Annotated in this window: 9 protein-coding genes, 1 rRNA gene and 1 riboswitch; of the genes, 6 read left to right on the top strand and 4 right to left on the bottom strand. The window is 35.6% G+C overall.

What is annotated here, in order from left to right; genetic code table 11:
* Nucleotides 1–166, bottom strand: a 16S ribosomal RNA gene (locus tag B5X51_RS15745); the annotation flags it as partial.
* A 688-nt stretch (nucleotides 167–854) separates the two neighbouring features.
* Nucleotides 855–1,538: a DUF4294 domain-containing protein gene (locus B5X51_RS15735; protein WP_079722148.1), complete on the bottom strand. Its 684-nt coding sequence runs from the start codon at nucleotides 1,536–1,538 to the stop codon at nucleotides 855–857.
* A 104-nt stretch (nucleotides 1,539–1,642) separates the two neighbouring features.
* Here B5X51_RS15735 and B5X51_RS15730 point away from each other — a divergent pair, with 104 nt between their 5' ends.
* The 4 genes from B5X51_RS15730 to B5X51_RS15715 all read left to right on the top strand — a co-directional run bounded on the left by B5X51_RS15730 (nucleotide 1,643) and on the right by B5X51_RS15715 (nucleotide 6,582).
* Entirely contained in the window at nucleotides 1,643–2,731 is a 1,089-nt protein-coding gene (locus tag B5X51_RS15730) for a M42 family metallopeptidase (protein ID WP_079722147.1), read from the top strand.
* Between the two features lie 139 nt (nucleotides 2,732–2,870).
* Nucleotides 2,871–3,947 (top strand): DNA topoisomerase IB, encoded by a 1,077-nt coding sequence (locus B5X51_RS15725; RefSeq protein ID WP_079722146.1) that lies wholly within the window; start codon nucleotides 2,871–2,873, stop codon nucleotides 3,945–3,947.
* 44 nt (nucleotides 3,948–3,991) lie between these two features.
* Nucleotides 3,992–5,920 carry a DUF294 nucleotidyltransferase-like domain-containing protein gene (locus B5X51_RS15720; RefSeq protein WP_079722145.1) on the top strand — a complete coding sequence of 643 codons (1,929 nt, stop codon included), beginning with the start codon at nucleotides 3,992–3,994 and terminating at the stop codon, nucleotides 5,918–5,920.
* Nucleotides 5,920–6,582 (top strand): 3'-5' exonuclease, encoded by a 663-nt coding sequence (locus B5X51_RS15715; protein WP_079722144.1) that lies wholly within the window; start codon nucleotides 5,920–5,922, stop codon nucleotides 6,580–6,582. Before B5X51_RS15720 ends, B5X51_RS15715 begins: the two co-directional genes overlap by 1 nt.
* A 100-nt stretch (nucleotides 6,583–6,682) precedes the next feature.
* Here the strand turns inward: B5X51_RS15715 and acs are convergent, their stop codons facing one another.
* Nucleotides 6,683–8,590 (bottom strand): acetate--CoA ligase, encoded by a 1,908-nt coding sequence (gene acs, locus B5X51_RS15710; RefSeq protein ID WP_079722143.1) that lies wholly within the window; start codon nucleotides 8,588–8,590, stop codon nucleotides 6,683–6,685.
* Between the two features lie 579 nt (nucleotides 8,591–9,169).
* Nucleotides 9,170–9,304: riboswitch (cobalamin riboswitch) on the top strand.
* A 116-nt stretch (nucleotides 9,305–9,420) separates the two neighbouring features.
* Here acs and B5X51_RS15705 point away from each other — a divergent pair.
* Nucleotides 9,421–10,395: a ribonucleotide-diphosphate reductase subunit beta gene (locus tag B5X51_RS15705; RefSeq protein ID WP_079722142.1), complete on the top strand. Its 975-nt coding sequence runs from the start codon at nucleotides 9,421–9,423 to the stop codon at nucleotides 10,393–10,395.
* Between the two features lie 41 nt (nucleotides 10,396–10,436).
* Nucleotides 10,437–12,113, top strand: a complete 1,677-nt coding sequence (locus B5X51_RS15700) for a ribonucleoside-diphosphate reductase subunit alpha (protein ID WP_079722141.1) — start codon at nucleotides 10,437–10,439, stop codon at nucleotides 12,111–12,113.
* Between the two features lie 243 nt (nucleotides 12,114–12,356).
* On the opposite strand, the gene tnpA is transcribed toward B5X51_RS15700, so the two are convergent.
* The coding region (tnpA, locus tag B5X51_RS15695) for an IS200/IS605 family transposase (protein WP_079722140.1) at nucleotides 12,357–12,648 on the bottom strand (292 nt) is incomplete at its 5' end.

Below are 12,648 nucleotides of genomic sequence, written 5' to 3'. Positions count from 1 at the left end.
AAGTTTCCCTGGGCTATTCCCCGCTAAAAGGTAGGTTGTATACGCGTTACTCACCCGTGCGCCGGTCGTCATCAGAAAAGCAAGCTTCTCTATGTTACCCCTCGACTTGCATGTGTTAGGCCTGCCGCTAGCGTTCATCCTGAGCCAGGATCAAACTCTTCATCGTTGTTTCTTAAATATAATTACAACAATCAATTGTCTGTACTCAAAGATGACTTATCTAGTCTTAATTCTAAATTATTTGTATCATTTTTCCGAAGAAAAATGTACGCGCTGTCAATTCAATAAATCAATGAACTTCCCCGATATTACTCGGGATATTCTTGTTGAAACTAAAGGAGTCGAACCTCTCTATTATCACACCCACCCGGGATTTCTTTTCAGTATTTTCGGGAACTTGTTTCCGTTGTAAGCGGCTGCAAATATACAATGCTTTTTCTTTATCTGCCAAATGTTTTTTGAAAAAAAATTTTGACTTATTTTTAAAAGCAATACCATTTAAAATAACTTCAAAACAACACCGCTTTTTAAAGCAGAACACTCGTTGTTTTTTCGGCTGCAAATATACAACCTCTTTTGATTCTGGCAAGCAAAAAATAAACTTTTTTTGCTTTTATTTTTTCAAGCTTTCTCAAGCCTAAAAAAAACACCGTATCCCAATATGTAATGAACTTCCCGCCTCATCTTTCAACCCTCGTTGTGTCGCAAAGCGGGTGCAAATATACTGCTGTTTTATTCCCCCGCAAGCCGCAAATAACTTTTTTTTAAAGAAAACTTAAAACTAAATTATAACTCGCTCTAAAAAAGGAACTTGTAAGATAAAAAAAATTAAAGAAATATTAAGAAGACAAAAGTTAATTTAAGCGACTTTTACTTTTACTCCATTTATCGGTAAGTTCAACATATTCAAAATCCAGTGCTGTAGCCTGTGGTTCTAAAATATCATGAACAAAAGAGCGTTGTAAAATATCTTCAATCAAAAAATCTTCCTCATTGTTAATAGGATCAAATTCTTCTTTCAAGGAAATTTCAAATAAGCTTGCAGTGGTATTATACCAGAACGCCCGCCAACCGCTTTTTAAATTTCTTATAAGATTAAAAGCAGTAGTTCCAGTTTGGCGGTGTACCAATTTTACTAAAATTTGCCCTTCAGTATGCGTCAGCTTTTTTAATTCAGCAGAAAACTCCTCCTCTATATAATTCTGAACAATTCTAGTATACTTTCTTTGTGCAGATCTTGAGTTTATTTCTTCAAGCCTGGCATTAAGGGAAATTAATCTCTCTGAAGCAAGTTTAGCATAAGGATACACCTTTCTGGTTTTTCTCCTTAATATAAGGTAGCGTTTTCTATCGGCTAAATTATCAAAATGAAGTTTTTTTAAAATCACCACTTCATTAAGATCTATACTTTCTCTTGGAACCGTATCACCGGCAATAATCATATATCGCTTTTGCACGGTATCCTGAACAGGAATACTATCCTGGGCGGAAAGTCCGGAAAAACTAAAGAATAATATTATAAAAAGCATCCTAAGCATTCAGCAAATATTTAGCTTGTTGACGTACTAAAATCATTCCAAAATTAATCAATAATGAGTTGCCATACATTTATTTCTTATTAAATTCGTGAAAAATCAAAACTATGAGCAAAGACAGTATACTTGATAAGGAATCTATAGATTTCCTGGAAAAATACCTTAATAATGCCGCCCCAACAGGTTATGAATCTGAAGGGCAGAAATTATGGATGGATTATTTAAAGCCTTATGTAGATGAATTTTTTACCGATAGCTACGGAACAGCGGTTGGGGTAATAAATCCTGAAGCCGAGTATAAAGTGGTAATTGAAGGTCACGCCGATGAAATTTCCTGGTATGTAAACTATATCACCGATGAAGGTTTTATTTACGTAGTAAGAAATGGTGGAAGTGACCACCAAATTGCGGCTTCAAAACGCGTAAATATTCATACAAAAAAAGGAATCGTTAAAGGTGTTTTTGGATGGCCGGCAATTCACACTCGTGATAAGGACAGTGAGCAATCTCCCAAAATAGACAATATATGTATAGATGTAGGTTGTACCAGTAAAGACGAAGTAGAAGAATTAGGGGTGCATGTGGGCTGTGTAATCACTTATCCAGATGAATTCTTTATTCTTAACGAAAACAAATATGTATGCCGTGCCTTAGATAACCGTATGGGAGGCTTTATGATTGCGCAGGTTGCCAAGCTCTTAAAGGAGAATAAAAAGAAACTTTCTTTTGGACTATATATTACCAATGCAGTACAGGAGGAAATTGGGCTTCGTGGTGCAGAGATGATCACACATCGTATTAAGCCTAATGTTGCTATTGTTACAGATGTAACTCACGATACCAACACACCAATGATCAATAAAAAGAAGGCAGGCGATACAAAGATTGGACACGGGCCGGTAATTGCCCACGCTCCCGCCGTACAAAATAAACTAAGGGAATTGCTTATTGAAACAGCTCAGGAAAAGGAAATTCCTTTTCAGCGAATGGCAAATTCAAGATTTACAGGAACAGATACCGATGCTTTTGCTTATAGCAATGGCGGTGTTCCTTCGGCTTTAATTTCTCTTCCACTTAGATATATGCATACCACGGTAGAAATGGTTCATAAAAGCGATGTGGAGAATGTGATTAAATTAATTTACGAAAGTGTACTTAAAATAAAGGAAGGAGAAAGCTTTAGTTATTTCGACTAAAAAACTGCAATCTTCTTTAATAGCATCAAGCCCTTTTCGGAAATTTCTGAAAAGGGCTTTTTCATTTCCTTAGGGATACTTTCACAATTTTTTATTACGCCGCGGTAATTTTTCCGTTTATATTTATTGAAAAAGATAAATGACCATTTCTGCCAAAGAAATAAACAGCCTAATTTCTAATCCTTATGAAGCTTTAGATTTTGCTAATCTCACCTATGTTTCTGAAGAAAAGCTTTCTATTAACCGCAAAAAAGTGGGACGGGGTTTTTCCTATATATATAAAGGAGAACGCATAAAAGACAAAGAAACCATAAAACGCATAAAAGACCTGGTAATCCCACCCGCATGGGAGAAAGTTAAAATTACACATCTACAGAACGGGCATTTACAAGTAGTGGGACGCGACGACAAACATCGTAAACAATACATTTATCATCCTACCTGGAGTAAACTTAGAAACGAATCTAAATTTTTTAAAATGGCTGCTTTTGGGGAAAATCTGCCAAAAATTCGAAAACAGGTAGATAAAGACCTGGATCTTCCGGAAATGAGCAAGCGCAAAGTACTCGCCTTAATTCTAAGGCTTATGGAAGAAACCCATATTAGGATTGGAAATCATTACTACGCAAAGAAAAATAAAACTTACGGACTTTCTACTTTTAGAACCCGCCACTTAAAAACTTATAAGAACAGGATCAAATTCGAATTTATTGGAAAAAAAGGGAAAGAACATTCGGTTACCGTAAAAAACAAGAAACTTATAAAACTGGTAAATCAATGTGAAGAAATTCCGGGTTGGGAACTTTTTAAATTTTACGATGAAAGTGGTGATAAACAATCTATAGACAGCGGTATGATAAATGATTACATACACGAAATTAGCGATGATCTATTTTCGGCTAAAGATTTTAGAACCTGGAGTGCTACCAAAATTTTCTTTGAAACACTATTGGAATTGGGTTATACAGGAGAAGAAAAGCAAAATAAGAAAAATATGATAAAGGCTTTTGATGCTTCTGCCGAAGGTTTGGGAAATACACGTGCAGTTTGCCGTAGTTATTATGTGCATCCCAAAGTGGTTAATTCTTATGAAACCGGAGAAATTGTTCCTTATTTCGATAAAATTAAATCTGAAGAAAAACAAGATTATATCTCTCTTTCCGAAACGGAGAAAGTCATTTTAAATATGATCAAGGATTATGAAGTTAATATTTAAAATTCAATGAAATAGCTGTGCCCATTTTTGATTAAATTAGCGGCATGAAGAATACCATTGCCTCTAGAATAGCCGATTTCCTAAAGAATTACCCACCTTTTAATCTTCTACAAAAAGAAGATTTATTAACCATCTCCAAACAAGTAAAAGTAAAATATCTTGAAAAGGGCAAGACACTTTTTGCCGAGGGTGATACTGGTCACAAACGCTTTTATGTTGTAAATAAAGGAGCCGTTTCCCTGGAACGTATTAATAATGGCCAGCGAGAAACCATAGACAAATGTGATGAAGGCGATATTTTTGGGCTTAGACCTTTATTTGCTAAAGAAAACTACCTTATCAATGCTATTGCAGATGAGGAAACAGTTGTTTATGCAATTCCTATCAAGAAATTTAAGCCACTATCAGAAAACAATAAGGAAGTAGGCAATTTTTTAATACAGAGTTTTGCCTCAAACACGCGAAACCCTTATGCTGAAGCACACAAAGGAAAATTGATTTCAGATAAAGAACCTGAAGAAAATCAATATCAACCTAATAATAATTTATTTGAGCTTCAGCCGGCACCGGTGACCAGAAAAGTAGTAATGACCTCACCTGAAACCACTATAAAAACAGCAGCTCAATTAATGAGCAAGAAAAAAGTAGGTTCTGTCTTAATAGTTGAGAATAATATCCCAAAAGGTATTGTAACCGATGAAGATTATAGAAATATGGTGGCTACCGGTGTATTTGCTATTGAAACACCAATTTCTAAAATAATGTCGTCCCCTGTAATTTGTTACCCAAGAGGTATAACCATTGCACAGGCCCAGCTTACTATGATGAAACATCATATTAATCATGTTTGCATTACCGAAGACGGTACACCAAACACTAAAGTTGTTGGGGTTGTATCAGAACATGACATTATGGTTTCAGAAGGTCATAACCCTTCTGTTCTTATGAAAGCTATTCAGCGCAGTAGCAGCACAAACGAATTAAAAAAGATTCGACATAAAATAACTTTATTATTAAGAGGCTTTCTGGCTTCCAATATTCCTTTAAACCATATTTCTAAAATTATTTTTGAGCTGAATGACGCCACCATTAAAAGAATTATTGAGCGGTGTATTAAAAAACTGCCTTCTCCCCCACCCTGCGATTTTACATGGATTGCATTGGGAAGCCAGGCTAGAAAAGAACAACTCTTACAAACCGACCAGGATAACGCACTAATTTTTGAAGATGTTCCAGAAGAAAAACTAGAAAAAACCAGGGCCTATTTCCTGGAATTATCCAGAAAGGTAAACAAGCGACTCAATATAATAGGTTATGAATATTGTCCTGCTGAAATGATGGCTAAAAATCCTAAATACTGTCTAAGTTTAAAAGAATGGAAACAGCAGTTTACCAATTGGATCATAGAACCCGGAAGCGACGAGATTTTACTTTGCTCTATCTTTTTTGATTTTGATATTTCTTATGGAAATATCAAACTGTCAAATGAGCTCGCTAATCATATTTTTAGTTTAACAAAAGATAACAAAAAACTTTATGCTGTAATGGGGGCCACCACCTTAAGAAACCCTTCTCCTTTAGGCTTTTTTAGACAGTTTTTAGTAGAGCAAAATGGAGAAGATAAAGATTTTTTTGATATCAAAAAACGAGGAATTACTCCAATAACAGATGCCGCCAGACTATTAATTTTATACCACCAGGTAAAAAATATTAGCAATACCGCAGAACGATTTGAAAAATTGGCGCAATTGGAACCAAATAATAAGGAATTGTTTTTGGCCTGCGCCTATGCTTCTAAAGTCTTACAGAAATTTAGGACCAAACATGGCTTGGAGAATAGAAATAGCGGTAGGTTTATAGATCTAGAAAACCTAAGTAAAGAAGAAAAAATAAAACTAAAACGTTGTTTTAAAAGTATTAGGCAAGTTCAGGAATTAATAAAATTTCGTTTTGAAGTAACTCCTTATATCTAATGCTAAATTTATTCAAAAATAAGTCAAAAGATCTTCCAGAATTCTGGGAAAATTATGAAGCAAAATTTCAGGAAAAGCAACCTACTGAAATTGCAGAAACCCGCTTTGTAGTTTTTGATACCGAAACTACAGGGTTTGATCTTGCTAAAGACCGAATGCTATGTATTGGTGCCATTGGCGTGCGTAATAAATCTATAGATGTGGCTGATGGGTTTGAAGAATATATTTCCCAGGAAACATTCAACCCTAAAACGGTAAAGATTCATGGAATTATACAACACGAACGTATTGAAACACTGTCGGAAGAAGAAGCGGTAAAAGCATTTTTGAAATATATAGGGAATTCAGTACTGGTAGCTCATCATGCAGGATTTGATATTGGTATGGTTAACCAGGCGCTAACCAGAATGGGACTTCCCAAACTAAAGAATAAAGTTTTAGATACTGTAAACCTATATCGCGGCACAAGAATAATGTCCAATCTCATTAATAGGGAAAAAAGTTATTCCCTTGATGAAATTGCCGAAACTTACCATATAGATATTAAAGATCGGCACACTGCAGCGGGAGATGCCTTTATTACCGCTATAGCTTTTTTAACCATACTAGGAAAATTAAATACCGACAACAAATTGAAGCTAAAAAAATTATTTAGATACTAATTCAAATTTGTTCTCACCTTGTAACCTCCTTCTTTAAAAAAAAAGCCCTCACAGGTTTTAAAACCTATGAGGGCTAGTTAATTTCATAAGATTTAATCTTTTAAAAAGACTTTTTCATAATTTCATCTACAACCTCAGGATTTAGTAAAGTTGAAGTATCTCCAAGATCTTCGGTTTGCTTAGAAGCAATTTTTCGTAAAATTCTACGCATAATTTTTCCGCTTCGTGTTTTTGGAAGTCCGCTAACAAATTGAATTTTTTCAGGTTTGGCTATTGGCCCTACCTTATCTTTAATTTGCTGGTGTATTTCGTTTCTAAGATTATCATGATTTCTGGACTCTCCAACCTCTTTTAGAATTACAAAGGCATACAGTGCATTTCCTTTTACCTCATGAGGGAAACCAACTACTGCTGATTCTGCTACTGCTGGGTGTTCATCTATCGCATCTTCAATTGGTGCTGTTCCTAAATTATGTCCAGATACAATAATCACATCATCTACCCTACCTGTAATTCGGTAATAACCAACTTCATCCCTAAGAGCTCCATCACCGGTAAAATACATATTCTTAAAAGTAGAGAAATAAGTGGTTTTGTACCTTTCGTGATCTCTCCAAACCGTTCTGGCCATAGATGGCCACGGATATTTAATACACAAACGACCATCTACCTGATTACCAACCAACTCATCTCCATTTTCATCCATTAAAGCCGGTTGAATTCCTGGAAATGGCAATGTTGCATAGGTAGGTTTAACAGGGGTTACATAAGGTATTGGGGAAATCATAATCCCACCGGTTTCTGTTTGCCACCAGGTATCTACAATAGGACTTTTATTTTTCCCAACATTGTCGTTATACCAGTGCCAGGCTTCTTCGTTAATGGGTTCTCCAACTGTTCCCAATACTTTTAAAGAAGACAAATCACGTCTTTCTACAAACTCTATATTTCTTTTAGCCAGGGATCTAATTGCTGTTGGCGCGGTATAGAACTGATTTACCTTGTGTTTCTCTACTACATCCCAAAACCTACCTGCATCAGGATAGGAAGGGACACCTTCAAACATTACTGTGGTAGCACCGTTTGCCAATGGTCCGTATAAAATATAAGAATGCCCGGTTATCCAGCCAATATCAGCTGTACACCAATATACATCTCCTTCTTTATATTGAAACACATTCTTAAAAGTATAAGCGGTATACACCATATAACCAGCAGTAGTATGCAACATCCCCTTTGGTTTTCCCGTAGAACCTGAAGTATACAAGATAAACAACGGATCTTCTGCATCCATAGTTCTTGCTTCACATTCATCTGAAGCTTCATCTAGTAAAGGCTGTAACCATTCATCACGCCCTTCCTTCATTTCTACATCAGAGTCTATACGCCTGGCAACTAGAACACTTTCCACCCCGGGGCACTCTTCCAATGCCTTATTTACAATACCTTTTAAATCTATAGTTTTATTTCCACGGTAAGAACCATCTGAAGTAATAAGCATTTTACAATCTGCATCATTAGTTCTGGTTGCAAGTGCTTTTGCTGAAAAACCAGCAAAAACAACAGAATGTATGGCGCCAATACGTGCACAAGCCAGCATTGCAACCGCAAGTTCTGGAATCATGGGTAAGTAAATGCAAACTCTATCACCTTTCTCAATTCCTTTAGACTTTAAAACGTTCGCAAATTTATTTACTTTCTTATGGAGTTCTCTATAAGAAATATGTTGGGCTTCTTCTTCGGGATCATTTGGTTCCCAAATAATGGCGGTCTTATCTGCATTGGTAAAAAGATAACGATCTATACAATTCTCGGTTATATTAAGCTTTGCATTTTCAAACCATTTTACTTCGGGCTCATTAAAATCCCAGCTCAACACATTGTCCCATTTTTTTCGCCAGGTGAAATGCTCTTCGGCTACTTCCTCCCAAAAATTTTCAGGTTCTCTAACCGATTTTCTATACACTTGAAAATACTCCTCTAAATTCTTAATATGATAATTACTCATAACTTAAATAAATATGTTGATGGTTAAGTGGATTAATAATGAAAAATATAAAATATCTTTCCTGCAATTTATAAAAATCTAATAAAACTAAACATTCAAATGTTCGTAATTATCGTCCATTCACAAGTTTTATTACAAGTTCAATAGAACTGCTGGTTTCTTCAAAAAACTAGAAAATTAATCGCTTAATTAAGATTTCGAGTTTTAAATTATAAAAAAATAAGGATTAAATTAGCTTTTATTAATAGTTCTTACCAGTATTAAAGATAATTAGTTCAAAAATTACAAGAGCAAGAGAATCTGATAATGCTTCTCAATCTTTCCAAGGCTTACTGCTAAAAATTTCTATTATTTCAGCTTCAAAAGCAAAGGTAAACCGCTTTAAAAATAACCAGGTTTTATTGCTCTTCTTTTAGATCACCTAATAAATATGAAGAGTAAATAACATCGGAGCAAGCCCAAGAAGCAATTAATTCCTAGAAAGTCATGATATTCATATAAAATCCACTTGTGAAAAACTATGTTTATAACTCCATTACGTTTATATAAAAGGGCCGCTTATTCCTTATAACTTTACTCTTGTAAAATCATACCGGTGGCTATTGCTTTTTATAGTAAATAAGGGGAATCATGTGAGAATCATGAGCTGTTGCGCAACTGTAAAGTAGGTTAAACTACAAGCCAGATTACCTTCCCAACCGGGTTGACTTTTGCTTTCGCATAAAAAGTAAATGTCCAGGACAGCATTTTGCGGGTTTACCGCAAGTTCACTTTCCCATAGACACCCATTACTTTTATGCTTTTGATTTAAAAACTAAAACAAAAGTGATATGAATATTTTTCAAAAGCGGGTAAATTACAAACCTTTCGAGTATCCCGAAATCCTTCAGTTTACTGAAGCCATCAATCGATCATTCTGGGTACATTCTGAAGTAGATTTTACAGCCGATGTTCAGGATTTTCATTCGCATCTTAGTGAGAATGAAAAACAGGTTATTAAAAAGAGTCTTTTGGCTATTGCGCAAATTGAAGTAGCTGTAAAATCCTTTTGGGGAGACTTATATCAGCACCTTCCAAAACCAGAATTTAATGGCCTGGGAAGTACATTTGCCGAATGTGAATTTAGACATTCTGAAGCTTATTCCCGCTTACTTGAAGTACTTGGATACAACAATGAGTTTGAGCAACTAATTGAAACTCCGGTCATCAAAAAGAGAGTAGCTTATCTCTCTGAAGCTTTAGCAAACACGAAATCTTCAGATGATAAAAAATACGTGTTTTCCCTTATTTTATTTTCAATTTTAATTGAAAACGTATCACTTTTTAGTCAGTTTGCCATAATTCTCTCCTTTAGTAGGTTTAAAGGAGTAATGAAAAATGTGAGTAATATAATTGCCTGGACTTCGGTAGATGAGCAGATTCACGCTAATGCGGGAATTTATATTGTAAACCAGATTAAAAAGGAATTCCCTGAATTCTTTAATGATGACACCAAAAAACAAATAAGGGAAATTATAGCCCATTCTATGGAAGTGGAATCTGAAATCCTGGACTGGATCTTTGAAGATGGTTCTTTAGAACAGTGTAAAAAAGAAGATCTGCTAAATTTCATGAAATATCGCGTAGACGATAGTCTTGAAAAAATAGGTTTAGAAAAGCTTTATTTTGTTTCAGAATACGATTATAAAGCCATGTTATGGTTTGAAGAAGAAGTTTTCGCCAACAGTTTAGACGATTTTTTTGCTAAACGCCCGGTAGACTATACTAAGCATGACAAAAGTATCACCGCAGATGACCTTTTTTAAAAAGTATTCAGCAGAAATAATTCAATTTAAAATCCAGCAAAATGCCCGAAGCAATAATTAAAGAAACACAACAGGAACGCCTATGGTGGCTCAACGAGGAGAGTCAGCAAATACTAAATCGAGGCTATTTATTAAAAGGAGAAACCGCAAAATCTGCTATAGAACGCGTTGCAAACGCAGCAGCAAAAAGACTTTACAAACCCGAACTTGCCGAGGCTTTTATAGAAATGATAGAGCGGGGCTGGATGAGTTTAAGTTCCCCCATTTGGGCAAATATGGGCACAGAACGTGGCCTACCTATTTCTTGCTTTAATGTATATGTACCAGATAATATTGAAGGCATTACCCACAAATTGGGCGAAGTAATTATGCAAACCAAAATTGGAGGTGGAACTTCCGGTTATTTTGGCGAATTAAGAGGCCGGGGAAGTGCGGTTACCGATAACGGAAAAAGCAGCGGTGCTACCAGTTTTATGAAGCTGTTTGATACCGCGATGGATACTATTTCCCAGGGAGGAGTGCGCCGTGGAGCTTTTGCAGCTTACCTTGATATAGACCACTCTGATATTAAAGAATTTTTAGAGATAAAGAATATTGGAAATCCTATTCAGAATTTATTCTATGGTGTTAGTGTACCCGATTACTGGATGCAGGAAATGATAGATGGTGACCAGGAAAAACGTGAAATTTGGGCAAAAGTTATAGAGAGCCGGCAACAAAAAGGTTTACCTTATATATTCTTTAAAGACAATATTAATCGGTTTAAACCACAAGTCTATAAAGATAAAAACTACACCATACATTCCAGTAATTTATGTTCAGAAATTGCGCTGCCTTCAACCGAAGATGAATCTTTTATTTGCTGTCTTTCTTCCATGAACCTGGAGCTTTATGACGAATGGAAAGATACCGAAGCGGTAAAACTGGCTGTTTACTTTCTGGATGCCGTTTTACAGGAATTCATTGCAAAAACTGAAGATAATTATTACCTCGCTTCCGCCAATAAGTTTGCTAAAAGACATAGGGCATTGGGGCTTGGCGTTATGGGCTGGCATTCTTATCTGCAAAAAAACAGGATTCCTTTTGAAGGCTTAAAAGCAAAAGGACTTACCAATAATATTTTTAAAGATATTAGTGAAAAAGCTACAAAAGCAAGTAAAGAATTAGCAAATATCTATGGTGAACCAGAAGTTTTAAAAGACTACGGTTTAAGGAATACAACCTTAATGGCTGTTGCGCCTACCACCTCTTCTTCAGCAATTTTGGGACAGGCATCACCCGGTATTGAACCTTTTAGCAGCAATTATTATAAGGCTGGTTTAGCAAAAGGAAATTTTATGCGGAAGAATAAATATCTAAAAAAATTACTTCAGGAAAAAGGATTGGATACCGAAGAAACCTGGCGTGGAATTATGCTAAATCACGGAAGTGTACAGCATTTAAAAGAACTGAGTGATGAAGAAAGAATGGTTTTTAAAACCTTTAAGGAAATAAGTCAGTTAGAAATTATTCAACAGGCTTCGGTTAGGCAAAAATATATTGACCAGGCACAAAGTTTAAATTTGAATATTCCTTCAGACCTTCCGGTTAGAGAAGTAAATAAATTAATGATAGAAGCCTGGCAACTGGGAGTTAAAACATTGTACTACCAAAGAAGTCAAAGTGTTTCTAAAGAATTTATAGCTAATATGGTGAATTGTGCCAGTTGTGAGGCTTAATTCTTAAGATCTATCTAAAATAAAATACCTCGCGGCAAGCCCACGAGGTATTTTATGAAAAAAATTGGATTTCGAGGCAAGCCTCGAAGCAATTAAATATCGATTATCGAGTAAAAAGGCAGTTTTAGAAGACTATGTTGTCGTCAAGCTGAACTCGTTTCAGCTTCTAACATGTTTGAAATACTAAACCACTCTGCACTCCAAGTGCAGAGGTTTTTTTACTAGGGACTGAAAGTCCCCAAGCTATTCCAATATGAAATTGGAATTATCATTCGTATCTCGACGATGATGTTCCAAATATTCATTAACCATCCCATCAGTGATATTTCCTGTACTCCAAACTCCATAACCACTTGCCCAAAAATGTTGTCCCCAATACCGCTCCTTCAGTTTGGGAAATTCTTGTTGAAGTTTTCTGGAAGTTCTACCTTTTAACTTCTTTAAGATGGTGCTTACATTTAATTTCGGAGCATATTCAATATGCATGTGGACATGATCAGAACTAACGACTCCTTTTAATATTTCTATTCCCTCT

It is taken from the genome of Salegentibacter holothuriorum, from assembly GCF_900168045.1.
GTDB lineage: Bacteria > Bacteroidota > Bacteroidia > Flavobacteriales > Flavobacteriaceae > Salegentibacter > Salegentibacter holothuriorum.
The sequence above is the reverse complement of the archived record's forward strand: the minus strand, read 5'-3'. Positions and strand labels throughout refer to the sequence as shown.

Coding starts and splice junctions, on each gene's coding strand:
- B5X51_RS15705 (WP_079722142.1), top strand. CDS start 9,421: ATGAATATTTTTCAAAAGCGGGTAAATTACAAACCTTTCGAGTATCCC.
- B5X51_RS15700 (WP_079722141.1), top strand. CDS start 10,437: ATGCCCGAAGCAATAATTAAAGAAACACAACAGGAACGCCTATGGTGG.
- B5X51_RS15720 (WP_079722145.1), top strand. CDS start 3,992: ATGAAGAATACCATTGCCTCTAGAATAGCCGATTTCCTAAAGAATTAC.
- acs (WP_079722143.1), bottom strand. CDS start 8,590: ATGAGTAATTATCATATTAAGAATTTAGAGGAGTATTTTCAAGTGTAT.
- B5X51_RS15735 (WP_079722148.1), bottom strand. CDS start 1,538: ATGCTTAGGATGCTTTTTATAATATTATTCTTTAGTTTTTCCGGACTT.
- B5X51_RS15725 (WP_079722146.1), top strand. CDS start 2,871: ATGACCATTTCTGCCAAAGAAATAAACAGCCTAATTTCTAATCCTTAT.
- B5X51_RS15715 (WP_079722144.1), top strand. CDS start 5,920: ATGCTAAATTTATTCAAAAATAAGTCAAAAGATCTTCCAGAATTCTGG.
- B5X51_RS15730 (WP_079722147.1), top strand. CDS start 1,643: ATGAGCAAAGACAGTATACTTGATAAGGAATCTATAGATTTCCTGGAA.